Genomic DNA, 23,525 nt, shown 5'->3' with positions numbered 1-23,525 from the left:
CCTCCCAGTTACGCTGTGGAGACCGGCCTTTGCCGTACCCAACTGAAGGAGACCAGCCATGGCACCCCGTATCGCTTTTGTCACCGGGGCTTCAACGGGAATCGGTTTCGAAACTGCCGTCGCCCTCAGGTCCGCCGGTTTCACCGTCTACGCAGGGGCACGCCGTGTGGACAAGATGGAGCCGTTGAAGCAGCATGGCATCACGGTGCTGTCCTTGGACGTCACTTCGGAGGAATCGATGGCGTCTGCTGTTGGCCTGGTTGAAGCGGCACATGGGCGAATCGACCTGCTCGTCAACAACGCCGGCTACGGCTCCTACGGCTCACTCGAGGAAGTTCCACTAGCTGAGGGCAGGCGCCAGTTCGAGGTCAACGTCATGGGCCTGGCGAGGATGACCCAACTCGTCATACCCGGGATGCGCCGCTCGCGTTCAGGCAGGATCATCAATGTGGCGTCGATTGGCGGCAAGATCCATGAGCCCCTGGGAGCGTGGTACCACGGCACCAAATTTGCCGTTGAGGGAATGAGTGATTCTCTGCGCCTGGAGCTGGGGCCGCACGGCATCGACGTCGTCATTATTGAACCGTCGGGAACGGACAGTGAATGGGGCACCATCGCGGGCGAGGGCCTGTTGGCTGCCTCCGGCGGAGGGCCCTACAGCGAGCAGGCCCACATAGTGGCTGCCGCACTGGCATCAACATCCGGAACCGGTCATGTGTTGTCGACCCCGGCGCGGGTTGTGGCGAAAACGATAGTACGGGCCGCAACGGCAAAACGCCCCAGGACCCGCTACCCGGTGGGCAGGGGAGCCTGGAGCGTCCTGGCATTGCGAAGGGTTCTTCCGGACCGCGCCTTCGACGCTGTCTTCTGGAATTTTTACAGAAGGCTCGCCGGCTAGATCCGGTATTCGATGTAGTACTCCGCCGGATCCACAGCGGGTTTGGTTTCCGACCGTGCATCGCGGTGTCGCCATGTGGCCGGAATGCCTGTGATGATGGATTCCGCTGGCGCGTCCTTGACCACCACGGCATTGGCGCCGATTGCGCTGCCGGCACCGATGGTGATGGGCCCAAGGACCTTTGCGCCTGCGCCGATGGTCACGCCGTCACCGATGGTGGGGTGCCGCTTGACCTTGGCCAGCGAACGTCCGCCGAGCGTTACTCCATGATAAATCATCACGTCCTCGCCGATCTCTGCGGTCTCACCGATCACCACCCCCATGCCGTGGTCGATGAAGAATCGGCGGCCGATGGTGGCACCGGGATGGATTTCGATTCCGGTAAGGAACCTGGCCAGCTGGGAGATCAGGCGCGCGGGAAAACGGAGCGCCGGATTCTGCCACAGCCGGTGCGTCACACGGTGGGCCCAAATGGCGTGCAGGCCGGAGTATGCGAAAAAGTTCTCAAAAGAGCCTCGAGCCGCCGGGTCGTGGGACCGGGCGGCATCGAGGTCTTCCTTAAGCCTTGCGAAGAAGCTCACAAAGACCTTTCTACAGGAAATGAAGGCGTGCGGGCGAAGTGTTAGCCGCGGATGTCGTCGAACAGCACCGTGGAGATGTAACGCTCTCCAAAGTCACACACGACGGCGACGATCAGCTTGCCGGCGTTCTCGGGACGCTTGGCCAGTTCCAGTGCACCCCATACGATGGCGCCGGAGGAAATGCCGCCGAGGATACCTTCACGAGCGCCGAGTTCACGGGCTACGCGGACCGAGTCCTCCAGAGTCGCGTCCAGGACTTCGTCGTAAACGTTGGTGTCCAGGATTTCCGGAACAAAGTTGGCGCCGATTCCCTGGATCTTGTGCGGACCGGGCGCTCCACCGTTGAGGATCGCGGAGTCCTTGGGCTCGATAGCGACAATCTGCACGCCGGGCTTGCGCTCCTTGAGGACCTGGCCAACACCTGTGATGGTGCCGCCGGTGCCTACGCCAGCAACAAAAATGTCTACTTCGCCATCGGTGTCTTCCCAGACTTCCTCGGCGGTCGTGGTGCGGTGGATCGCCGGGTTGGCCTCGTTGGCGAACTGCTGAGCCCAGATGGAGTTCTCCGTGTTGGCGACGATTTCCTGTGCCTTCTCGACGGCGCCACGCATGCCCTCGGAACCGGGCGTCAGGACAATTTCCGCACCGTACGCACGCAGCATGACCCGGCGCTCAGTGGACATGGTCTCAGGCATGGTCAGGATGACCTTGTAACCGCGGGCTGCACCCACCAGGGCCAGTGCGATGCCGGTGTTGCCGGAGGTACCTTCGACGATGGTTCCACCGGGCTTCAGGGCGCCGGACTTCTCGGCGGCATCAATGATGGCCACGCCGATACGGTCCTTGACGCTGTTGGCCGGGTTGTAGAACTCAAGCTTGACTGCAACGGTGGCGTCGAGGCCTTCGGTCAGCCGGTTCAGACGGACCAGCGGGGTGCGGCCGACAAGCTGCGTGACGTCGTCGTAGATCCTTGCCATGAAAATTACGCCTATCTCTGAAGAGGGATTGCTGAGGTCAGCCTAACCAGCAGGATCGAAACCCTGCTAAGCAGTAAGCCACGCAGAGTAATATTTCCGGGCCTTAGCCAATTTCGGGTTAATGATCACCTGGCAGTACCCCTGATACGGGAACTTCGCATAGTAATTCTGGTGGACTTCCTCGGCCTCATGGAACTCGGGAAGACGGCTGACCTCGGTCACAATCGGATCGGACCATAGGGCCTGGGCGCGCTCGATGGCTTCCTCGAACAGCACCTTCTCTTCCGTCGTTGTGTAGAACATCGAGGACCGGTACTGGGTTCCCACGTCATAGCCCTGACGGTTCAGCGTGGTGGGGTCGTGCAGGGCGAAGAACATGTCCAGGATGACTTCCTCCGGAACCACGGTTTCATCGAATGTCACCGCGACAACTTCTGCATGGCCCGTAGTACCGGAGCACACTTCGTAGTAATCGGGATTGCGGACGTGGCCGCCGGTGTAACCGGATACAACCGAGCTGACGCCGCGGGTCTTCTGGTATACGGCATCAAGGCACCAGAAGCAGCCGCCGCCAAGTACGAAAGTTTTCATGTTCTCTTCAATGGATCGGAGGGCCTGATGATTCCCGCTTCACCTTACGGGAGAATTACGGCACCAGGGAGGTGCTGCCGGTGCGGCAACCGCCCGATCGGGCCCAGTAGGGAAGAATAAGAGCATGGAAGCAGTAAACACCGACATTTCTGATGCGGATTCCGTCGAAGAAGACGAAACAGTTGACGCCAGCGGTGATCCTACGCTCGGTCAGGTGTTGCTGGCTGTCGAGGAACTCTGGCCGGAGTCCCTGGCTGAAGACTGGGATGAGGTGGGCCTTGTTGTCGGCCGACCCAACGCCCCCGTCACCAAAATCCTCTTTGCTGTGGATCCCACGCTGGCCGTGATCGATGAGGCCGTGGAGTGGGGAGCCGAACTGCTCATCACCCACCACCCCCTGCTTCTCAAAGGGGTGAACTCTGTGGCAGCCACGTCCGCAAAGGGCCTCGCTGTCCACCGGTTGATAGAGGCCGGTACGGGCCTTTTGACCGTGCACACCAATGGTGATTCAGCAGTGGGCGGGGTTTCCGATGTCCTGGCCGACGCTTTCGGATTGGAGAATGTCACTCCGCTGACTGCTGCTAGCAACGGCCTTCCGGAGGAGGGCATCGGCAGGGTGGGGGACCTCCCTGAACTTGAGACGCTCGGTGATTTCGCAGCGCGCGTCTTTGAGATGCTGCCCGCTGTCGCCGGGGGAGTCCGGGTGGCTGGCGATAAAGACGGCCTGGTCCGGCGTGTCGCAGTTTGCGGTGGAGCCGGGGACAGCCTGTTCGACGCCGTTCGGGCCAGCCATGCGGATGTGTACGTCACGGCAGACATGCGTCACCACCCGGCATCGGAGGCCCGCGAAGGTGCCACAAACGGCAGGCCCTACCTGATCGATGTTTCGCACTTTGCCAGTGAGTGGCTGTGGCTGCCTGCAGCCGCCGAAGCGCTGGGTAACGTGCTCGCAGACCAGGGCTACGACGTCGAGATCCGCGTCAGCGGCACCAACAGCGACCCATGGGACTTCATACTCACTCCCGGCGGGGACTAGAGTCTAGAAAGATACGGGCAGCCCTGACAGATAGTGGCGGTCCGGCCGGACCTGATCCCCAGGACCGGTGGCGATTAGCGGAGGTAAGCGTGGCGAAAGCAGCACCGGCAGAACAATTGAAATTGCTTGAACTGCAGGGGCTCGATGCCAAGCTCAGGTCGCTTGCCGGCCGACGGAAGGTTCTGGAAACAGATCCACGCATCACGGACCTCACGGATGCGTTGAACGTGGCCAACGGCGAACTTGGCGCTGCCAAGGTTGCCGTCCACGACGCCGAGGCCGAACTTCGCCGTGCGGAAGCCGACGTTGAGCAGGTAGCCACCCGCATTGAACGCGACGAGACCCGGCTCAACAGCGGCACCGGCCTGTCCAAGGACCTGGTGGCGCTGCAGAGCGACATTGCCTCACTCAATAAGCGCCGTTCGGACCTGGAAGACGTGGAGCTCGAAATCCTGGAGCGCCTGGATACGTTGCGGGAGCGTCAGGCTGCCCAGCAAGCGATCGTGGACGACATCCAGGGCTCGTTCGGCAGCATCCGGGCTGAGCTGGACGAGGCTATTGCAGAGATTGCCGCTGAAGAAACCGTGGTCCGCGGGCAACGTGCCGCTTTCGCGGAATCACTGGACGCGGGAGTGCTTGCCATCTACGAAAAGACCATTACCAAGCGGGGAGTCGGTGCAGCCCGGCTGTTCCACGGTAAATCCGAAGGCTCCGGCATGATGCTCAGCCCCGGCGACCTTGCCGAAGTCAAAGCAGCCGCAGAGGACGACATTGTTTTTTGCCCGGACTCAGGTGTCATCCTGGTCCGTTCGGCGGAGTGGAACTGACGTAGCCCAACCTCAGCTGGGCAGGAGCAGTCAGTTGGACAGGATGATGTTAAGCGCGTGCGGCTTTCGGGCCGTTCCCTCAACAAGTTCTGTTCTCCAGATTTCCCGTGCGGCCTTCAGGAGCTGATCCGGGGTTGCCGGCGCCTTGCCACGCCGGGTCAGCAAGTGTCGCGCAAGTTCCCCGCGGGTGTGTTTGGCGAAGTGGCTGACAACCGTGCGCTTGCCGTTCGCCTCGTTGAAGACGTTGACATTGACTGTCTGCGTCGCCGGGGGAGCCCAGGCCGCGGCGTAGGTGCTGGAGCGGCAATCGACCAGGAGCTCACCTTCGGCACGTGAGGCGAGGGCGGCGTTAAGCTGCGGCTTCCAGTAGGAGGCGAGGCGTCCGACGTCGGGCAGTGCAGTTCCCATGGACAACCGGTAGGCGGGCACATGGTCGCCAAAGCCGATGGCTCCCCACAGTGCGGAAACCACCAGGATGGATTCGTTCGCCTTCCGGCGCTGCGTCGGGGTCATGCTGTTGTAGCCAAGGGCGTCATACAGAACCCCTGAATAGACCTGATGTGCGGGAGCGGCCGGTTCGGCGTGCAGCCGCGTATTACGTTCGACGTCGTCCCGCAGCGAGGCGCCGACCCCCAACAGCGCAAGGGCATCCTCGTGCGCGCTCACCGTGCCCAACGCTTCGAGTACTTTTGCCCGGTGCGGGTTCAGCTCAGGGAAGCTGAGCGATTCCCAGTTGATGGAGGGACCGTTGGCAGCGGGGGTCTTGCCTTCGGAAGGCGGCAGCAGAATCAGCACCCGTCGATATTACCGGGGTCTTTGGGTGGTCCCAACGCCGGTAGACTGGACGGCGGATGGGTCGACCAGGCGGTCGCGCGTCACGAAAGTGGCTCGAGGAACGTCCGGGCTCCGTAGAGCAGGGTGGTGGGTAACGCCCACTCGGGGTAACCCGCAGGCCAGTGCCACAGAGAAGAGACCGCTTGCGCGTCGTGATGTTTGCATCGCAGCGCAGCAGGTAAGGGTGAAACGGTGGTGTAAGAGACCACCAGCTCCCTGGGTGACCGGGGAGGCTAGGTAAACCCCACCCGGAGCAAGGCCAGACAGGACACGCTTGAGGGCTGCTCGCCCGAGTGTCCGGGTAGGCTGCTGGAGGGCGTCGGCAACGGCGTTCGTAGATGGATGGCCGCCACTCCCTTTCCGGTAACGGCAGGGGATGACAGAACCCGGCGTATCGGTCGACCCATCCATTTATTACTCCCGAATTTCCGCCGTGTGAGTGATTTCACGCCGCGGGGCGGCCTTCACCGCTTCCTTCCGCCCTAGAATGGTTACTGAACGTAGATGTTCTGCCGCCGGGACTGCGTTCGCAGCCGGCGGATTTTCTTTGCTCTCGTTCAAGGCGCTGTGGGTGGACCGAAGCCCGCCGGCGCATGAGCCGCAGGACTACTCCGGGCGGCCGCTGCCATCTGCATACGAAGACGTATGTGGTTGACCCAAGGAAGGTAGTTCTGTGAGCCAGACGTCAGATTCTTGTCTTGATAAGTGGATGGGCCGGGAGGCTCTCGCCGAGGCCATGATTCCGGTGATCGGCCGGTTGTACCGGGAAAACAACGTGGTCACGAGCATCCACGGCCGGAGCCTGATCAACAAGTCCACCATGAACATCCTGAAGGCCCACCGCTTTGCGCGCCGGATGAGCAACCACGAGCTGCTGCTCGAAGAGACCGCACCGCTGCTGAACGCCCTGTCCGAGCTGGAACTCGGCGCAGCCGCCATTGATATCGCACGTTTGACAGAGAAGTTCCGGGCCGAAGGCAACGGCGCCTCGCTGGATGAGTACCTGCGTGCCGAGCTCGCCGAAATCGTGGGAAAGCGTGGCGCAGACGACCGCACCAGCACCGACGTCGTTCTTTACGGCTTTGGCCGCATTGGCCGCCTCCTGGCCCGCATCCTCATTGAGAAGGCCGGTGGCGGGCACGGCCTGCGACTCCGCGCGATCGTAGTGCGCAAGGGCGCCGAGAACGATCTTGTGAAGCGCGCCAGCCTGCTGCGTCGTGACTCGGTACACGGTTCCTTCGAAGGCACCATCCGCGTGGACGAGGAAGCCAACACCATCACCGCCAACGGCGTGCAAATCCAAGTCATCTACTCGGACAACCCGGCCACTGTGGACTACACGGCCTTCGGTATCAAGGACGCCCTGGTGGTGGACAACACGGGCCGCTGGCGCGACGCCGAGGGTCTCTCCCAGCACCTGCAGAGCAAGGGTGCTTCCCGTGTGCTGCTCACTGCACCGGGCAAGGGTGAGCTGAAGAACATCGTCCACGGCATCAACCACCGGGACATCTCCGATGATGACAAGATCGTCACCGCGGCATCCTGCACTACCAACGCCATTACGCCGGTGCTGAAAGCCATCAACGACAAGTTCGGCATCATCCACGGCCACGTTGAGACTGTGCACTCCTTCACAAATGACCAGAACCTGATCGACAACTTCCACAAGGGCGATCGCCGCGGCCGTTCCGCGGCCCTGAACATGGTCATCACGGAGACTGGTGCCGCCAAGGCCGTAGCCAAGGCACTTCCGGAACTGCAGGGCAAGCTCACGGGCAATGCCATCCGCGTTCCTACTCCGGATGTTTCCATGGCCATCCTGAACCTCAACCTTGAAAAGGGAACCACCCGCGACGAAGTCAACGACTTCCTCCGTGAGATGTCCCTGCACTCCGATCTTCGCAAGCAGATCGACTACATCGACTCTCCCGATGTTGTCTCCACTGACTTCGTTGGCTCACGCCGCGCGGGCATTGTTGATGGCCTCGCAACGATTTCCAACGACAAGAACCTCGTTCTGTACGTCTGGTACGACAACGAGTTCGGCTACTCCTGCCAGGTAGTCCGTGTCATGGAAGAAATGGCCGGCGTGAACCCGCCGTCGTTCCCGGCACGCGACGTGGTTGCTCCCATCGCAGTGCTTGAAGGCGCTGGAGCCTAAGCACGCCGAAGTATTCACGGGTTTCCCGGCTGAGTCACTGGTATCAGCCGGGAAACCTGACCAAAATGGGTTCATGGAAAACGAATCAACGTTGGAACATGAGACCACTCTGGAGCACGCCCTGGACGTCGCAAAGGCCAACCACAAACAGGCCCAAAAACTTCTGGATCAAGCTATCGCAGCCAACGCTTCCGGCGATGTTCCGGATCAGCGCGTGGAGCAACTGCGAGGCCTCCTCGCGCTGGCAACAGAGGACCTGCAGCGCGTAATGCGTGAGCAATAACCCACTGAAGCATCCCATCTCCGAAGTGTGACATCTCCTGCACACTGTGGATAACGACTCTGACTGTCGGGGCCTTGTCCTACGCTCGTAGGACATTGCTGTTTCCCCACTGGATGGAGTCCCTTGAGTATCACTTGGTCTGCCTACAAACGCGCGCGGCGACGGTCACGTCAGGCGTGGGCCATTCTGGGACTGGCCGCCGCAACCGTGGTGGCAGGGCTTTCATGGTATTTCACCACAGGACAATTCACGGCCGCTGAACCATGGGCCGCCGGCCCTAGTGAAGCGCCCGTCTACAATCCCGGCTGGATGAAACCCCTTCGCGGTGGGGTGCCCGTTGCCCCGGAAAAGGCGAGCGACGCCTTGGAGCGACTCCCGGTAAAAGGGCGCGCGGCCAAATCGGACTACGATAGGGCCGCATTCGGGCAAGCCTGGGCGGACGCTGACCGCAATGGATGCGACACCAGAAACGACATTCTCCGGCGGGACCTCTCGGCGGTCGAATTCACGGAAGGCTCCTCGTGCAAGGTTGCCGGTGGTAGCTTTCACGAACCATACACGGGGTCGCAGGTGACTTTCCGGAGGGGCCAGGACACCAGTGCCGCAGTTCAAATCGATCACGTGGTGGCCCTCGCCGACGCCTGGCAAAAGGGCGCCCAGCAACTCACTGTGCAGCAGCGGCAAATATTCGCGAACGATCCGCTGAACCTGATCGCCGCCGACGGTCCCGCCAATGTTAAGAAGGGCGCAGGTGACGCGGCCACGTGGCTGCCGGCTAACAAGAATTTTCGCTGCCACTACGTCGCCCGGCAGGTCTCCGTGAAAGCGGCCTATAAGCTCTGGATTACGCAGGCTGAAAAGGACGCCATGAAGCGGGTTTTGTCCTCGTGCCCGGAACAGCAAACCATCTACAATGCCAGGTGACCGTGCCCCAGTTGCCAGATGCCGCCGTCGTCGATCCGCTCCAGGACCACACGCTGGAGAGAGGTTTCCCGCGGGAGCTTATCCAAGTCATGGAGTCCCCGCTGCCTGAAAGTGAAGTAGATGGCATCCGTAGGAGCATCAGTGCAGCGGTCGAGCGTGAAACGTCCGGCAAACGACGCGATGTTGCTGTCCGGCAGGCGCTCGACGAGATACGGGTCCAACATCCATGAATCACACGTGGCTTTGCGCGCAGGCTTGTCAGGAAAATACCGGGGGAAGAAGGATCCCGCCTCCGCAAAACTGGCATCCACCAGCGCAGGGGAGAGGCCTCCATCTTCGGGTATATGGACGCCAAGAACCCAGCCTGAGCCCCGACCATCGGCCGGAACCAAATGAAACTGCAGTCGGCCAAGCCGGAACAAATTGCCGGCCATGTGCAACGTCAGCCAACTCCAGGTATCCAGGCCAAAACGGCCATGGACCCGCCTGTTGATACGAAGCTGCAAGCCCATGTCTGCCAAGGATGCGGCCGAGACAGCGGGACTGATTCCCAGCTCCAGATGGTAGGCGTGAACTGAGGGCGCGAAGCGGAGGAGTGCTTCGATCCACACCGTCTCCACAGCGCCGTCGGCCCGAATGCTGTCTACTGGAAAGGTCCCAAGCCGTTCCTGCATGGTCTTCATTGCCGTCAGAACAGGCTCGTCCGGGGGCGTCCCCAGAAGGTGCGCACATCCTGTGGCGTCTTCGCCGGTGATGTCCAAGAGCTCAAAAAGCTCTGCGTGAGGGCTGGCGGCCATGGCTTAGTGCCCGAACGGATCTGGGTCGACGCCAGGCATCCAGGTCAGGCCCGGCACACCCCAGCCGTTTTTCTTTGCTTGCTTGAGGGCCTTCTTCGAGTACCGGTCCACGAGACGATTGACGTAAAGCTTGCCGTCCAAATGGTCGAACTCGTGCTGCAGGATTCTGGCGAACCAGCCTGTCGCTTCGAAATCCAGGGGTTTGCCGTCGCCGTCAAAGCCCTGAACCCGTGTCCATTCAGCGCGCTGTAGCGGGTAGTACTCGCCGGGGAAGGACAAGCAGCCCTCAACGTGTTCATCGGGATCCGGAAGTGCGCCGGAGACCTTGGACAGCGTCAGGACGGGGTTGACTACGACACCCTGTTCGGGGACGTCGTCATCGTTGGCGTACTTGTAGACAAAAAGGCGTTTGCCCACGCCGATCTGGGGCGCGGCCAGCCCTACGCCGTTGGCAGCGTCATTAGTCTCGAACATGTCCGCGATCAAGGCGCGGAGTTCGTCGTCGAAAACCTCGACTTCACTTGCCCGGCGGTGCAATACAGGTTCGCCCCAAATGGTGACTGGCAGGACGGTCATCTCAGTTTTTCCTTCGTCTAGCGCTGCGGTCCGGAAGCGGCCTTGGTCCGCTTTTGGGTTAAAAGCAAAAGCCGCACCGGATAACCGGTGCGGCCTTTGTGGAAACCGGCTCTGGAGCCAATCTCGGTGGGGTGAGCTACGGGGGTTGAACCCGCGACCTCCTGGACCACAACCAGGCGCTCTGCCAACTGAGCTAAGCCCACCATGTGCCTTTTTGGACTGAACCCTTTGACCGGCTTTCCTTCAAGGCAACGACAAATAGCTTACCTGCTGTTTTGGGGTGCAAAGTCCACTTTTGCCGGTTTTGGCGAAAAAACCTCAAAAAATGGTGCAGATCACACTTTTTCGCTGGACCCCAAGGTCTCTGCGGTAGCCATGATGTCCTTGGAAATGCGCTGTGCCGTTGCCGTGTCCGGTCCCGGCGCCGGCACAAAGACAGCCTGGCGGTAGTAGCGGAGCTCGTCGATGGAGTCCTTGATGTCGCCCAGGGCGCGGTGACCGCCATGCTTGGCCGGGGACTGGAAGTACGCGCGCGGGAACCAACGGCGTGAGAGCTCTTTGATGGTGCTGACATCGATCACGCGGTAATGGAGGTGCTCTACGATGTTGGGCATGTCCCTGGCAAGGAACATACGGTCTGTTCCCACAGAGTTTCCACCCAGGGGAGCTTTGCGGGGATCCGGGACCCACTTCTCAATGTATTCAAGGACCTGTGCTTCTGCCTCTGCCATGGTCTTCCCGTGGGGGAGCTCGTCCAGGAGCTTGGAGCGGGTGTGCATGTCCCGCACGAAGTCATTCATTTGTTCCAGCGCTGCGTCATCCGGCTTGATGACGACGTCAACGCCGTCCCCCAGAATGTTGAGCTCGGAATCCGTCACCAACGCTGCAACCTCGATCAAGGCGTCGTTCGTGAGGTCCAGGCCGGTCATTTCGCAGTCGATCCAGACGATGCGTTCATTAGTAATAGGCACGCGCCAAGCCTATCCCTCAGTGGCTTACAAGTGCTCCGATGGTACGATTTTTGAGCGCGGCAGTGTCGTTTCTTCCTGTTGCCGAAAGCCCCCATGACGCAGAATTTTGACCCGAACACAGCGGGTGAACGATTGGATGACGACTACATGACGGTGCCAGTACCCGCCGCCCAGTTGGCAGGGACAGCGACGCCGTCGGCTGACGCCGTTGCCGGCGAGGTAGATAACGCACGTTCGCCGCTGATCGCCGGCTTCGTTGGTTCCATGTTCATGGTGTTTGGCTCACTGGGGGTTGGCTGGCTTGCTCCGGTCTCGGAACTTCGCCGACTCCCGCTTTTCATCTGGATGCGCACCGAAGGTGTGGGCGTCGGACTTTCCATTGTTTTACTGGCCATCGGCGGCATGCTGCTCGTCCGCGCCTGGCTTCGTCTGGGCCAGCGGGTCCGGGTCTGGGGAATGGAAGCCCGAAAAGCCACGCTGCAGGCGGTGGTGGCCTGGGGTCTGCCCATGATGTTCACTGTTCCCCTCTTCAGCAGGGACGTTTACGCGTATATCGGCCAAGGCCGGTTGATGGTGGAGGGCATCAATCCTTATGAGAACGGCATATCGGCGCTGCCCAACTACTTCCAGTTGGGAGCTGACAAGCAATGGACAGAGGCGCCGGTACCGTACGGACAGCTGTTTCTTTGGATTGAACAGTTTGTGGTGTGGGTGACCAACGTCCAACCGGAAGCAAGCATCATGCTCTTCCGCCTCGTCGCTGCAGTGGGTGTGGTTCTCTGCATCATCTATGTGCCGAAGCTGGCCGAACTCCACGGTGTAAATCCCCACAGGGCACTATGGCTGACAGCTGCCAATCCGCTCTTTCTCACTAACTTCATTGCCAGCGTCCATAACGACGCCTTGATGATCGGGCTGGCACTGGCAGGCCTGTACTACTGCGCAACCCACCGCGTCATTCGCGGACTGGTGCTGGTCACGCTCTCCATCTCAGTCAAACCGATCACGGTGGTATTCCTTCCTTTCATTGGACTTCTGTGGGCCGGCAAGCATGCCTCATGGCCGCGCAGATTCCTCTACTGGTTCCTGACAGCGGCTCTGAGCTTCGGGCTCCTCTATGCACTCAGCCTGGTCAACGGCTTCGGGTTCGGATGGATCAACGGCTTGTCGGCGCCCGGGAGCGTAGCAATCTGGTATGCGCCCGTTGGTCTTATCGGGTTGGCTGTCGGATCGATTTCCAGCGTTTTGGGATTGGACGGCCAGGTCATGGCCAAGGTGGTTTATGACGCCGGCAAGGTCCTCATGGTTGCTGCTGTTGCCTGGATGATCTTCCGGGGAGACTACGACCGGCTCATGCGGCGGCTTACGTTGGCATTTGCTGCCATTGTCCTGCTGGCACCAATGATCCAATCCTGGTACGTGGTGTGGTTGATCCCCCTGTTTGCCGTGACCGGCATCCGCAACGACTGGCAGGTCAAGGCACTGTACTTCGTTGTGTCATTCTTCATGGTCTACGCCATCTCCGACCAGTTGGACGTCTTCCCGTACCTTCAGAGTGAAGACCTGGGCTTGGCACTGTTGCTGGCCCGGATCGGGGCGGCTGTTATTGCGTTGTTCTTCGCCATTTACCTGATTTTCATGGATCCGAAGACCAAGAGCTTGTTCCGGGTGCGGGACGAATCCGGACTGCGTCCGATTATCTGAAGTCCCGGCCCTATCCGGCCTGCTGCGTTCCGCGTCAGTCGGACGGCAACAGCCGCAATGCCTCGCGGGTGGACAGCGGACTCAACGCGGCTGAGTTGTTGGCAGCGAACGCCTTGACCCATGCTGGATCTGTTTTGCTGTACTCACGGAGCGCCCACCCGATGGCCTTGCGGATGAAGAATTCATTGTCGGCGAGGTTCGCGGAGATGACCGCTGACAGGAGGCCGGTATCAGTCTCTGACTTGGCCCCTAGCTGTGCGGTGATCGCCGCCCGGCGAATCCACATGTCGTGGTCAGTGGACCACTGCAGCAGTACCGGCGTCATCGTGGGCCGGTGCGCAAGAAGAAGCGCGCAGATCCGATGTGAGACCCCATCGACGAGGTCCCACCATGCACCCGTCCGGATAATTTCCTCATATATGGGGAGCATCTGCAGGTCTTCTTTGACCATTCGCAGGCCTGTCAGGTCGATGGCTGCGTATCGCTCTTCGCGGGCCTCCGCGTTGCGCCACAGCTCAAGAACGGCTTTTTGCAGCTCAGCTGGCGAGGTCACCGGGAACTGCTTTACTGCAACCTTCGCTATCCTGCGAACCTCGGGAACCCGGACACCCCAAGAAGGCATGTCGGACTTCAAGTAAGCCTGGGCTCCGGCGCCGCGTTCGGCATCAGCGGCTGATCGGAGCGTTGATCGAATCGACTCCACGAGGACATTGGGGCTCATGCCATAACTCTAGGTCGGTGACGGACGACGGGGTGTGAGCCGCTGCGCGATAACTGTGGTCCCCGCTGTTCGGCCACCGTAGAGTGGGCATATTCGGCCCGCTGTTCCTTTTCGCGGCCATCGGCTCCCGAACTCATATCGGCAACAACGAACTCCCGCCAGCAACAACCAACTTCACATCGGCCACAACGAAGGAACCTTGATGTCAATGCTGAAATCACCGGACCAAATCGCGATGATGCGCGAGGCCGGGCGCGTAGTGGCCAATGCACTGTCCGCAGTCCGGGAGCAAGCTGAAGTGGGTGTTTCGCTTAAGGAACTCGACGACGTCGCTGCCGCCGTAATCTCCGATGCCGGCGCAAAACCTGCCTTCCTGGATTACCACCCACGCTGGGCGGCTGTGCCGTTCCCCGGCGTCATTTGTACCAGCGTCAACGACGCCGTGGTGCACGGGATCCCCAATGGATACGTCCTGGAGGACGGCGATCTGCTCAGCGTCGATTGTGGTGCCTTCGTGGAAGGCTGGTGCGGTGATGCCGCCGTCAGCTTCGTCGTAGGGGACGGAGACCCGGCGGATCATGAATTGGTGAAAGCAACGGAAGCCGCACTTGCCCGCGGTATCGACGCTGCCCGCATAGGAAACAAGATGGGTGACCTTGCCTATGCGATTGGTGGCGAGGCGAAACGTGCCGGATATGGGCTGTTGGCTGATCATGGAGGGCATGGCATAGGACGGACAATGCACGCCGAACCTCCTGTCCCTAACCTGGGACGACCTGGCCGGGGCATGAAGCTCGAAGAAGGCCTGGTCATTGCCATTGAGCCCATGTTGATCCTGGGCGGCAAGGACGACTACTACCACGACGAGGACGAATGGACTCTTCGTTCGGCAAACGGGCGACGCGCCGCCCATAGCGAACACACTGTGGCCGTCACGGCTGACGGGCCGATGATCCTCACTTTGCCGTAGTTTGCCGGGCCTCCTTATCGAGCCGCACCACGCTTTTTGAGGCGTACCACCGGCCGGCCGGGAACTGATTCGGACACGGAACTGAAGCCGGCAGCCTTGAAAAGAGAAAGCGTGCCGTGGAAGAGGTCCGAGGCCGTCACTTTGGTCCTTTGATCCGTATCCACCGGATAGGCCTCGATGACGTTCGCACCGTTGTTGAAAGCGTGATCCATCGCGGCAGAAAGCAGAGCGAACGACACTCCGGTGCGCCTGTGGTTCGGTGCTACAACAAAGCAACTGACGGCCCAAAGATCGAGGCCTTCCTCCGACCGGAGACCTGCCTCTCTGAGGACCTGGGAGCGTTTCAGGCGCGGATACTTGGCTCGTGGTTCCACTGCGCACCAGCCGACCGGACGTCCATCCCGGAACGCCAGTACGCCGGGCGCAGGACCTGTTTGGAACGATGACTTCAACAATTCCCTGCGGTCTCCGGGCGATGTTCCGGCCCAATCATTGCCGGTAAGGGCGAACCACCGGCACCAGCACCGGGAGGGTTCGCCCTTGGTTCCGAACAATTCCTCAACAGCCGCCCAGGTGGCAGGAGCTGTCTCGATCTTCGAAGCAGGATGGCCGTGTTCCATGGACCCACAATAGGCCGGGCCCGCGTTGCTGGTCCCGTGGACGCCGGAAGCGTGGTGCAACGATCACACGCCGGCACCCACCAGTTCGCCTGTTGTGGTGTTGACCAGTAGGGGACCGGTGCCATCAGGACCGTCAACGTCCCTCACGATGGACTCTTCTTCCGGTGGAACTTGTTCGTGGTCGTCCGAGTCCCAGTCATTGCTGCGGTCAGGGGTGCCGGGTGCCTCAACAGCAGGTGCTGCATCGGCAGGGGCTGAGGCGCCGGTCATTCGGGTGAAGTTGGCAGAGCCCCACATTAGGTCATGTCCCACTGATTCGGCGTCGATTTCGGCTACGTGGTAGACACGGCCCTCATGTTCCCATTGCCGCAACCGGAGCTTCCCAACGACGAGGACGCGCTGTCCCTTTTTCACGCTGCATCCAACGTGTCCGGCGAGGTAGCGGAATGACTGAACCGTGTACCAATTGGTGTTCCCGTCCACCCAGGTGTTGGTGGCGCGGTCGTAGCGGCGTTCCGTGGTGCCCAGGCGGAACGATGCCGTGGACGTGCCCCGTGTTGTGGTGGAGCTCTTGACCTCCGAGGCCACGAAGCCCCGAACGGTGATCATGTCATTCATGGTGGTCCTTCTCGGTTTGGTGAAGTGCCTGTCCGGCTCCTTCAGCTTCATCCAGGGAAGTCAGGGAGGGCAGTGCCTCATGCGCCTATGTGGATAACGGCGGCTGTGGAGGAGCAGAGGCACCTTGCATGGGATGGCAAGCAGTTGGCTGATCGCACTGTAAACTCTTTGTGGCGCCAGCGGCCCATGTGGTCTTGGCGCGAGTGCGCCCCAGTAGCTCAGGGGATAGAGCAGCGGCCTTCTAATCCGCCGGTCGGGGGTTCGATTCCCTCCTGGGGCACCGAAACATCCCCCTTGGAACAGCGTCCAAGGGGGATGTCCGCGTTAAAAGGCACTCACTCGTTAGCGCCCTTACTCGAGAAATTCCTTGATGTTTCGGAGCACCAACTCCCAAGTCGCGGTGGACTGCTCCACTGCCTCCACACTCGAATTGTTGCCCTGAATGATGGTCACTCTTGTTCCGTCAGATTCGTCAGTCACGTTGTATTCCACAGTGTGGTGGTTCTCGGGAACGTCAGGGAGCCCCGAGGATGGACTGTAATGAGTGGTCTTCAGCAACTTCGGAGGATCGAAAACAAGGATGGTGCCTCTGTCCTGGTACCGCTTCGTTCTGCCCTGAAACGTAACTTGGAAGCGCTAAACCCTAACTGGGAAAACGCTACGCCCGTCAGCACGCCCTGTGAATGGCGCTCGCAGGTGAATGGCGCACTCGTTTGTGGATGGCAGAATGGCTAGGTGATAAGCAGGCGAACCGCACAGGCATATGGCAGGGCAGCAGACGCATCGAAAGTCCGCGTAGCCGGGTTGTCGCTGATGGTCGTGGCGGCATTGACGATCACCGCTTGCACGGCAACGCCCCCGTCATCCACCGTTCAGCCCGCGGTTACTCCCTCACCGTCCGCGAGTCCGGTGGCCACGGCCACCATTGATCCGGCTGTTGCAGCAACCACCTCTGCCGTGGAGTCAACGCTGAAAACCCTGGTAGCCAGCAACCCCAAGCCCGACCGCGAAACCCTGCGTGCGGCCCTGGTTGCTGCAGGCATCCCCAACGCCAACGTAGAGGTGTCCGTGAGCCGTACGCCCACGGGCCTTGATGTGGATGCAATGGAAGCCGCAGCGCTGACGGGGGAGAGCTGCATCATGGGGCAGATCCGCGACGGCGGGGTAGTGGTTACGGTGCTGCCGGTGCTGGCCACCGGAAAATGCTTCGTGGGAGACGCCCGCTAGCTCCACCGCAGGGCTCGAATGTGAGTTATGTACGCCTACCCATTAGATTTAAGGGCATGGCGGAATTCATTTACACGATGACCAAGGCTCGCAAGGCCGTTGGCGACAAACTTATTCTGGACGACGTCAGCATGTCGTTCATCCCTGGCGCGAAGATCGGCGTCGTGGGACCGAACGGTGCTGGTAAGTCCACCATCCTGAAGATCATGGCCGGACTGGACACCCCGTCAAACGGCGAGGCCCGCCTGAGCCCCGGCTACACCGTGGGCATCCTCCTGCAGGAACCGCCGCTGAACGAGGAAAAGACCGTCCTGGGCAATGTCCAGGAGGGTGTTGGCGAGATCTACGGCAAGATCCAGCGCTTCAACGAGATCTCCGAAGAAATGGCCAACCCGGATGCGGACTACGAGACGCTCCTGGACGAGATGGGCAAGCTTCAGGAAGCCATTGATGCTGCTGATGCCTGGGACATCGATTCCCAGCTCGAGCAGGCCATGGACGCACTGCGCTGCCCGCCGGCTGATTCCGATGTCACAGTCCTCTCCGGTGGTGAGCGCCGCCGCGTAGCACTGTGCAAGCTTCTCCTGCAGAAGCCCGACCTCCTGCTCCTTGACGAGCCCACCAACCACTTGGACGCCGAGAGCGTACTTTGGCTTGAGCAGCACCTGGCTCAGTACCCCGGCGCTGTCCTTGCCGTGACCCACGACCGTTACTTCCTTGACCACGTGGCTGAATGGATCGCAGAAGTCGACCGCGGCCACCTCTATCCGTATGAGGGCAACTACTCCACCTACCTGGAGAAGAAGAAAGCCCGCCTGGAGGTCCAGGGCAAGAAAGACGCGAAGCTTTCCAAGCGCCTTACCGAGGAACTTGAGTGGGTGCGCTCCAACGCCAAGGGCCGCCAGACCAAGTCCAAGGCCCGTCTGGCCCGCTACGAGGAAATGGCTGCCGAGGCCGAGCGCACCCGCAAGCTGGACTTCGAAGAGATCCAGATTCCGCCTGGACCGCGCCTGGGTTCTTTGGTCATCGAGGCCAAGAACCTGAAGAAGGGCTTCGACGATCGGGTGCTGATCGAAGACCTTTCCTTCTCGCTGCCCCGCAACGGCATCGTCGGCGTCATTGGACCCAACGGTGTGGGTAAGTCCACGCTGTTCAAGACGATCGTCGGTATGGAGCCTTTGGACGATGGTGAGCTCAAAATCGGCGAGTCCGTGAAGATCTCCTACGTGGACCAGTCCCGTGGCGGCATCGATCCCAACAAGTCCCTGTGGGAAGTTGTCTCCGAAGGCCATGACTTCATCCAGGTCGGCCAGGTTGAAATGCCTTCGCGTGCCTACGTTTCGGCGTTTGGTTTCAAGGGACCGGACCAGCAGAAAAAGGCGGGTGTCCTCTCCGGTGGTGAGCGCAACCGCCTGAACCTGGCCCTGACGCTCAAGCAGGGTGGCAACCTCCTGCTCCTTGACGAACCTACTAACGACCTCGACGTCGAAACCCTGAGCAGCCTTGAGAACGCCCTTCTCGAGTTCCCGGGCTGCGCCGTAGTGGTATCGCACGACCGTTGGTTCCTGGACCGGGTTGCGACCCACATCCTCGCCTATGAAGGTGACGACGAGAACCCCTCCAAGTGGTACTGGTTCGAGGGCAACTTCGACTCCTACGAGGAGAACAAGGTGGAGCGCCTCGGCCCCGATGCCGCAAAGCCGCACCGGGTGACCCACCGCCGCCTGACCCGCGACTAGTAGTAAGCCGCAAACACAAGAGGCCGGTCCCAGCAGGGATCGGCCTCTTGGCTTTAAGGCAAGGCTACGGAATCCGGACCATGCCTTCTTGGGCCACCGTGGCAACATGCTGCCCATCCCGGTTGAAGATGCGTCCCGTGGCGAGTCCCCTGGCACCCTGGGCACTGGGGGATTCCTGCACATACAGCATCCACTCGTCCACCCGCACGGGACGGTGCCACCACATGGCGTGATCGAGGCTGGCAACGCTCATGCCCGGCGTCATCCAGGCCAGGCCGTGCTTTCGGAGGATGGGTTCCAGCAGCGTGTAGTCGCTCGCGTACGCCAAGGCGGCCCGGTGAAGGTTGGGGTCATCGGGAAGGGGGCCCATGGTCTTCATCCAGACAGCATTAGTAGCTACATGATCGGTGGGTGGGGACACATAGAGCGCGGGGTCGATGTGGCGGACGTCGAAGGGCCGCTCTGAAGACATGTGCCGTGCCATGGGGTGATCGTAGTGGGACAACAGCTCGGCGGTGCTGGGCAGGGTTTCCGGATCAGGGATGCCCTCGGGCATCTGTGCCTGATGGTCCAGGCCGCTGTCTTCCACCTGGAAGGAAGCGATCATTGAGAGAATCGGTACGCCGTCCTGGTAGGCATGTACGCGGCGGGCCGAGAAGGACCGGCCATCCCGCAGCCTCTCAACACCGAAGGTGATGGGTTTGTTGGCATCACCCGGACGGAGAAAGTATCCGTGCATGGAGTGCGCCACCCTGTCCGGCTCAACGGTCCTCATGCCGGCCATCATGGACTGCGCCAGCACCTGGCCACCAAAAACGCGGTGCCTGGGTTGCTTTTGGGACGGCCCCAGGAAAATGTCCTCGTTGGTGCGGGCTCCGTCAAAGTCACCAAGATCCAGCAGGCCAATCAGCACTTCCATGGGGTCTTCTACGGGTGCGTCCACCTCGAGGCCAGCGTTCGTGTCAGTCATGGTTCGACTTTAGACGGCACCCCAACCCCTCTCAACCGGGGACATGCCGGTAGAGTCGATGATGTGACAGACGTCTTGACCCAGTCCTTCCGCTTCGCCGATCCCCGCGACCTCGCTGACCTGCGAACCTTCGTTACGCGGGCAAAGAGCATCGACGACGGCGCTATCCGCCTTCAGGCCACGGGCAATGTCCTGGCTGCCTACGTGTGTGTGCTGAGGCCCCGCATCCTGGGCGAATCAACCCCTACAATTCTTGGCCTGCGAACCATGGCCCTGGCAGAGCCTGCGCAAGCCGACGTGACGGTGACGCTCGCGTCCGTTATGGACCGGCTGGCCCGCTCAGGGGCCGAGGATGTGGAACTGCCCATCCCGCCGTCGACAGTTTCTGAATCCTGGGCGGGCGTTGGCGCGCCGCGGACCGGCTGGGAAGCCCAAGGAACTGTTCCCGACGCCGACCTCAAGTCTGCGGCGGAGGCCGGCATTGCGGAGGTGGCGGGCGTCATTCCCGCTTTGGCGGGTGCCGCAGTGGTCAACACAGCCAGGGCCGCAGTGTGGGGCCGGGAACTACCCGGTCTGGACGGGTTGCCGGCAGGTGCGGCTTTCGCCGCTTTCGCTTTGGGTTTCCTGGGCGGGTCTGAGCAGAAGGTCTTCCGCAATGGCCGCTGGTTCCGCCTGAGCGGCCCTCGCGGCCATGTGCTGGTCCGGACCGGAGCAGGCCTGGGGCTCGGTTTCTAGGACCTAGGCCTCAGGGCCGGCCGAAGGGCTATTGACCATGGTCAGCGCTGCGCGCTCCATGTAGTCCCACAGCGTGCCCTCATGCAACGGCGAGAGCTCCAAAGAGTCCACGGCCGTGCGCATATGAAACAACCAGCGGTCCTTGGCTTCGGGGGTCACCCGGAACGGCATATGGCGCATGCGCAACCGTGGGTGGCCGCGTTCTTCGCCATAGGTGGTTGGACCGCCCCAGTATTGCTCCAGGAACATGAGGAAGCGGCGCTTTGCCGGTTCGAGGTCCTCTTCGGGGTACATGGGTCGAAGCAACGGGTCCGTGGCTACGCCGTCGTAAAAGACGTCGATGAGCTTGACGAACGTCTCATGGCCGCCGACTGCCGCGTAGAAGCTGTCCGTGTAGGCGGGCTGGCTGAACGGGTCGTTCTGCATCAGCTGGCGTCGGGGGCCCGCCTGCGGTGCTGGCGGTTGCCCACCTGCAGTGTTACTCATTGGACTTCTCCTCGGCTTTGGTGACGCGCGGTGCGCCTGCTGTGACGGGCGCAGCTGCAGCGCCTGGTTCGTCGCTGGTGTCAGGTGTCTCCAGCGGTACGTAGTCGCCCTGCGAACGGTTGCCCACGCGGAGGATTTCGCCGTTGCGAAGGTACCAGATGGCGCCGTCTTCAGCGCGGACCCGGGTAATGCGCAGGCCCACCGATTCAACGGTACCAATGACTTCGCTGGTAACGATCACGTCGCCGATTCCGTATTGGTCCTCAATGGTGATGAAGATTCCCGCGAGGAAGTCGCGGATCAACTGCTGGGCGCCGAAACCGATGGCAACACCGAGGATGCCCACGCTGGTCAGGAGCGGTGCGACGTCCACGTTCATGTATTTGAGGACGTAGATGATCACGATCACCACCACCACAACGCTTACAAGGCTTGTCAGCAACGAGCCGATGGTCTCGGCGCGCTGGGAGCGTCGTTCATGGTCCAATGCACGGATTGCGGGTTGCACCCACTTGAAGTGTGGCTTCTTGAAGAAAGAACTGCCCGCCGAGACTCGTCGCGTAATGCGCAGGATGATGAACCGCGCCACGATCCACACAGCCAGGCCTACGCCCACTGTGATGAGGATCGACATGAGGTCGATTTTTTCGGGTTCGATGTTGATGGTTTCCGCCAGGGGGATGGAGGTCAAGGTGGAATAGCTCCTTGTCGTCGGCCCGTGTTCGCCGGGCGCGGAACACTCTGTCCACCTACAACCCTAGCGCCGTAGCGTGACGGTATGCGCATCCTGGTCTTGGGCGGTACCGCCTTCTTGTCAGCAGAAATCGCCCGGCAGGCTGTTGAAGCCGGGCATGAGGTCACCTGTTTGGCGCGCGGCAGTTCAACAAGCCCGCCCGACGGCGTCACTTGGGTCAGGAGCGACCGCGCGGCGGGTGCAACGGCCTTCGCGGAGATCGGCGGACGCTGGGACGAAGTGGTGGATGTCTCCCGGGATCCGGTACAGGCGCGTGTGGCACTGGACGTGCTGGGCCCTTCTGCCGCTCATTGGACCTTTGTTTCAAGTTGCTCCGTGTACGCGGACCACTCAATGCCTGACGCGGATGAGAATGCGGCCCTCTTGGAGCCCTTGCCTGAAGGCCAGGCAGGGACCCCGGAAACGTATGGGGAGTCCAAGTCGGCGATCGAGCAAATGACGCTTGCCGCTGTGGGGGAAAAGGCGCATATCGTCCGGGCGGGACTCATTGGCGGACCCGGAGACGGCACCGACAGATACGGTTATTGGCCTGCCCGATTCGCTGCGAACACTGACACGGTACTGGTCCCGGACATCCCGGACGACGCCACCCAGATCATTGATGTCCGGGACCTCGCGGCGTGGATCCTGCAGTCCGCGGAGGAAGGGCTGACGGGAATTTACAACGCGTTGGGAGAGGTAGTGCGGTTCGAGGACTACATCGCCGAGTCGCAGCGGGCGGTTGGAACCCCGGACGTCGTCGTGCCTGACGTGGATTGGCTCGTGCAGCACGGTGTCGAGTACTGGTCCGGCCCGGATTCCCTGCCTCTGTGGCTCCCGTCAGGCCATGACGGCTTTCAGGCGCGGAGCAACCGGGCGGCACGTGAGCGCGGAATGGTCCTGCGGCCGTGGCAGGAAACCCTGGCGGCCACGCTCGAGGATGAACGGGCGCGAGGCCTGGACAGGGAACGAAAAGCCGGCCTGAGCCGTGAAACGGAACAAAGGCTGGTGGCACTCTGGCAGCTCGAACAGCGTTAGGCTGCTGCCGCCGTCGTGATCGGTTCGTGGAGTACCGGGAAGTTGACGCTGCGGGCGATGAAGCAGACCTGGTTGGCTTCGTGGTGAAGCTGCGGGACCAAGCTTTCGTGGGCGGGATCGGCAATGATGACGTGAGGCTTCAGGGTGACGCTTTCGAACTGCCCGCTGCCGTCCCGGTTGAGCTTCATGAGGCCTTCGGCGTTGTCCTCGTAGCCGGTCACTACCACTCCGTGTTTGACGGCCACGTGCAGGAAGGACAACATGTGGCATTGCGAGAGGGCCGCAAGTAACAACTGTTCCGGGTTGTAGCGTGTCCGGTCGCCGTGGAACGTCGGATCTGCTGAGCCCTTCAAGGTGGGCAAGCCACTGATTTCGACGTCGTGATCCCTTGAATATCCCCGGTAGCTGGCCGTGCCTTCGCCGAGGTTTCCGGTCCAGCGGACGGTCAGTGCGTAATGGTGTTCGTGGAGGCCCATGCGGACAGTTTAGCCTTGGGGCCACTACCGTC

At 61.2% G+C, this 23,525-nt stretch carries 27 protein-coding genes, 2 tRNA genes and 1 other RNA gene; 14 read left to right on the top strand and 16 right to left on the bottom strand.

Translation table 11 applies throughout. The features are described from left to right. Positions 1-58 precede the first annotated feature (58 nt). Complete coding sequence (locus ACNAOT_RS12835) at positions 59-898, top strand: oxidoreductase (RefSeq protein ID WP_420178272.1); 840 nt, start codon at positions 59-61, stop codon at positions 896-898. Here ACNAOT_RS12835 and epsC read toward each other — a convergent pair. The 3 genes from epsC to msrA all read right to left on the bottom strand — a co-directional run bounded on the left by epsC (position 895) and on the right by msrA (position 3,047). Further along, positions 895-1,479 carry a serine O-acetyltransferase EpsC gene (gene epsC / locus ACNAOT_RS12830; protein ID WP_091468037.1) on the bottom strand — a complete coding sequence of 195 codons (585 nt, stop codon included), beginning with the start codon at positions 1,477-1,479 and terminating at the stop codon, positions 895-897. The two genes, ACNAOT_RS12835 and epsC, sit on opposite strands and share 4 nt — an antisense overlap. A gap of 41 nt (positions 1,480-1,520) precedes the next feature. Continuing rightward, the gene (gene cysK, locus ACNAOT_RS12825) at positions 1,521-2,456 is read right to left on the bottom strand and encodes a cysteine synthase A (protein ID WP_017200618.1); all 936 of its coding nucleotides are present in this window, start codon (positions 2,454-2,456) and stop codon (positions 1,521-1,523) included. Between the two features lie 66 nt (positions 2,457-2,522). Next, positions 2,523-3,047 carry a peptide-methionine (S)-S-oxide reductase MsrA gene (gene msrA / locus ACNAOT_RS12820; RefSeq protein ID WP_011775087.1) on the bottom strand — a complete coding sequence of 175 codons (525 nt, stop codon included), beginning with the start codon at positions 3,045-3,047 and terminating at the stop codon, positions 2,523-2,525. A 124-nt stretch (positions 3,048-3,171) separates the two neighbouring features. Here msrA and ACNAOT_RS12815 point away from each other — a divergent pair, with 124 nt between their 5' ends. Further along, the gene (locus tag ACNAOT_RS12815; protein ID WP_091468036.1) at positions 3,172-4,083 is read left to right on the top strand and encodes a Nif3-like dinuclear metal center hexameric protein; all 912 of its coding nucleotides are present in this window, start codon (positions 3,172-3,174) and stop codon (positions 4,081-4,083) included. Positions 4,084-4,172: 89 nt separating this feature from the next. Further along, complete coding sequence (locus ACNAOT_RS12810; RefSeq protein WP_091468033.1) at positions 4,173-4,910, top strand: zinc ribbon domain-containing protein; 738 nt, start codon at positions 4,173-4,175, stop codon at positions 4,908-4,910. A 30-nt stretch (positions 4,911-4,940) separates the two neighbouring features. Here ACNAOT_RS12810 and ACNAOT_RS12805 read toward each other — a convergent pair whose 3' ends face one another. Continuing rightward, a complete protein-coding gene (locus ACNAOT_RS12805; protein ID WP_420178271.1) occupies positions 4,941-5,705 on the bottom strand; it encodes a YaaA family protein in 765 nt (254 codons plus the stop codon). Between the two features lie 57 nt (positions 5,706-5,762). Between ACNAOT_RS12805 and rnpB the strand changes: the two genes are divergently transcribed. From rnpB to ACNAOT_RS12785, 4 genes are all read left to right on the top strand, one after another. After that, positions 5,763-6,154: RNase P RNA component class A (gene rnpB / locus ACNAOT_RS12800), an RNA gene on the top strand. A 299-nt stretch (positions 6,155-6,453) separates the two neighbouring features. Further along, entirely contained in the window at positions 6,454-7,905 is a 1,452-nt protein-coding gene (locus ACNAOT_RS12795) for a glyceraldehyde-3-phosphate dehydrogenase (protein ID WP_218649360.1), read from the top strand. 73 nt (positions 7,906-7,978) lie between these two features. Further along, positions 7,979-8,188, top strand: a complete 210-nt coding sequence (locus ACNAOT_RS12790; RefSeq protein ID WP_091469568.1) for a hypothetical protein — start codon at positions 7,979-7,981, stop codon at positions 8,186-8,188. A gap of 123 nt (positions 8,189-8,311) precedes the next feature. Further along, positions 8,312-9,112, top strand: coding sequence for an HNH endonuclease family protein (locus tag ACNAOT_RS12785; protein ID WP_420178270.1), 801 nt, complete (start codon positions 8,312-8,314; stop codon positions 9,110-9,112). Here the strand turns inward: ACNAOT_RS12785 and ACNAOT_RS12780 are convergent. The 4 genes from ACNAOT_RS12780 to orn form a co-directional block, all read right to left on the bottom strand. Next, on the bottom strand, positions 9,097-9,909 hold the full coding sequence (locus ACNAOT_RS12780) for an acyltransferase domain-containing protein (RefSeq protein WP_420178269.1): 813 nt from the start codon (positions 9,907-9,909) through the stop codon (positions 9,097-9,099). The genes ACNAOT_RS12785 and ACNAOT_RS12780 overlap by 16 nt on opposite strands. 3 nt (positions 9,910-9,912) lie before the next feature. Beyond that, positions 9,913-10,485 (bottom strand): peptide deformylase, encoded by a 573-nt coding sequence (def, locus tag ACNAOT_RS12775; protein ID WP_178994857.1) that lies wholly within the window; start codon positions 10,483-10,485, stop codon positions 9,913-9,915. Positions 10,486-10,612: 127 nt separating this feature from the next. Further along, positions 10,613-10,688: transfer RNA gene (locus ACNAOT_RS12770), tRNA-His, on the bottom strand. 132 nt (positions 10,689-10,820) lie between these two features. Beyond that, complete coding sequence (orn, locus tag ACNAOT_RS12765) at positions 10,821-11,414, bottom strand: oligoribonuclease (RefSeq protein WP_218652545.1); 594 nt, start codon at positions 11,412-11,414, stop codon at positions 10,821-10,823. A gap of 189 nt (positions 11,415-11,603) precedes the next feature. On the opposite strand from orn, the gene mptB reads away from it, so the two are divergent. Next, positions 11,604-13,160, top strand: a complete 1,557-nt coding sequence (gene mptB / locus ACNAOT_RS12760; RefSeq protein WP_091469565.1) for a polyprenol phosphomannose-dependent alpha 1,6 mannosyltransferase MptB — start codon at positions 11,604-11,606, stop codon at positions 13,158-13,160. 34 nt (positions 13,161-13,194) lie between these two features. Here mptB and ACNAOT_RS12755 read toward each other — a convergent pair whose 3' ends face one another. Further along, positions 13,195-13,881 (bottom strand): DNA alkylation repair protein, encoded by a 687-nt coding sequence (locus ACNAOT_RS12755; RefSeq protein WP_420178268.1) that lies wholly within the window; start codon positions 13,879-13,881, stop codon positions 13,195-13,197. A 202-nt stretch (positions 13,882-14,083) separates the two neighbouring features. Here ACNAOT_RS12755 and map point away from each other — a divergent pair, with 202 nt between their 5' ends. After that, positions 14,084-14,851 (top strand): type I methionyl aminopeptidase, encoded by a 768-nt coding sequence (gene map / locus ACNAOT_RS12750; RefSeq protein WP_420178267.1) that lies wholly within the window; start codon positions 14,084-14,086, stop codon positions 14,849-14,851. Positions 14,852-14,865: 14 nt separating this feature from the next. On the opposite strand, the gene ACNAOT_RS12745 is transcribed toward map, so the two are convergent. Further along, positions 14,866-15,471: a GNAT family N-acetyltransferase gene (locus ACNAOT_RS12745; protein WP_420178266.1), complete on the bottom strand. Its 606-nt coding sequence runs from the start codon at positions 15,469-15,471 to the stop codon at positions 14,866-14,868. A gap of 63 nt (positions 15,472-15,534) precedes the next feature. Further along, the gene (locus tag ACNAOT_RS12740; RefSeq protein ID WP_420178265.1) at positions 15,535-16,089 is read right to left on the bottom strand and encodes a single-stranded DNA-binding protein; all 555 of its coding nucleotides are present in this window, start codon (positions 16,087-16,089) and stop codon (positions 15,535-15,537) included. Between the two features lie 207 nt (positions 16,090-16,296). Between ACNAOT_RS12740 and ACNAOT_RS12735 the strand changes: the two genes are divergently transcribed. Further along, a tRNA-Arg gene (locus ACNAOT_RS12735) sits at positions 16,297-16,369 on the top strand. A gap of 71 nt (positions 16,370-16,440) precedes the next feature. Here ACNAOT_RS12735 and ACNAOT_RS12730 read toward each other — a convergent pair. Beyond that, complete coding sequence (locus ACNAOT_RS12730) at positions 16,441-16,671, bottom strand: SRPBCC domain-containing protein (RefSeq protein WP_420181164.1); 231 nt, start codon at positions 16,669-16,671, stop codon at positions 16,441-16,443. Positions 16,672-16,824: 153 nt separating this feature from the next. On the opposite strand from ACNAOT_RS12730, the gene ACNAOT_RS12725 reads away from it, so the two are divergent. Both ACNAOT_RS12725 and ettA read left to right on the top strand, forming a co-directional pair. Then, positions 16,825-17,316, top strand: a complete 492-nt coding sequence (locus tag ACNAOT_RS12725; RefSeq protein WP_420178264.1) for a DUF6993 domain-containing protein — start codon at positions 16,825-16,827, stop codon at positions 17,314-17,316. Positions 17,317-17,372: 56 nt separating this feature from the next. After that, positions 17,373-19,055 (top strand): energy-dependent translational throttle protein EttA, encoded by a 1,683-nt coding sequence (gene ettA / locus ACNAOT_RS12720; protein ID WP_420178263.1) that lies wholly within the window; start codon positions 17,373-17,375, stop codon positions 19,053-19,055. Positions 19,056-19,119: 64 nt separating this feature from the next. Here ettA and ACNAOT_RS12715 read toward each other — a convergent pair whose 3' ends face one another. After that, entirely contained in the window at positions 19,120-20,025 is a 906-nt protein-coding gene (locus tag ACNAOT_RS12715; RefSeq protein WP_420178262.1) for an acyl-CoA thioesterase, read from the bottom strand. 63 nt (positions 20,026-20,088) lie between these two features. Here ACNAOT_RS12715 and ACNAOT_RS12710 point away from each other — a divergent pair, with 63 nt between their 5' ends. Next, on the top strand, positions 20,089-20,760 hold the full coding sequence (locus ACNAOT_RS12710; protein WP_178994848.1) for a hypothetical protein: 672 nt from the start codon (positions 20,089-20,091) through the stop codon (positions 20,758-20,760). A gap of 3 nt (positions 20,761-20,763) precedes the next feature. Here the strand turns inward: ACNAOT_RS12710 and ACNAOT_RS12705 are convergent, their stop codons facing one another. Then, positions 20,764-21,246 (bottom strand): globin, encoded by a 483-nt coding sequence (locus ACNAOT_RS12705; RefSeq protein ID WP_017200601.1) that lies wholly within the window; start codon positions 21,244-21,246, stop codon positions 20,764-20,766. Continuing rightward, positions 21,239-21,937 carry a mechanosensitive ion channel family protein gene (locus ACNAOT_RS12700; RefSeq protein WP_017200600.1) on the bottom strand — a complete coding sequence of 233 codons (699 nt, stop codon included), beginning with the start codon at positions 21,935-21,937 and terminating at the stop codon, positions 21,239-21,241. Before ACNAOT_RS12700 ends, ACNAOT_RS12705 begins: the two co-directional genes overlap by 8 nt. An 87-nt stretch (positions 21,938-22,024) precedes the next feature. On the opposite strand from ACNAOT_RS12700, the gene ACNAOT_RS12695 reads away from it, so the two are divergent. Continuing rightward, a complete protein-coding gene (locus tag ACNAOT_RS12695) occupies positions 22,025-23,017 on the top strand; it encodes an NAD-dependent epimerase/dehydratase family protein (protein WP_420178261.1) in 993 nt (330 codons plus the stop codon). Here ACNAOT_RS12695 and ACNAOT_RS12690 read toward each other — a convergent pair. After that, a complete protein-coding gene (locus ACNAOT_RS12690) occupies positions 23,014-23,493 on the bottom strand; it encodes an OsmC family protein (RefSeq protein ID WP_091467995.1) in 480 nt (159 codons plus the stop codon). The two genes, ACNAOT_RS12695 and ACNAOT_RS12690, sit on opposite strands and share 4 nt — an antisense overlap. Between the last annotated feature and the right edge of the window lie 32 nt (positions 23,494-23,525).

Origin of the sequence: Paenarthrobacter sp. TA1.8, from assembly GCF_048595705.1 — a bacterium.
Classification (GTDB): domain Bacteria; phylum Actinomycetota; class Actinomycetes; order Actinomycetales; family Micrococcaceae; genus Arthrobacter; species Arthrobacter nitroguajacolicus.
Note: the sequence above shows the minus strand (reverse complement) of the source record. Positions and strands in the feature narration are given on the sequence as shown.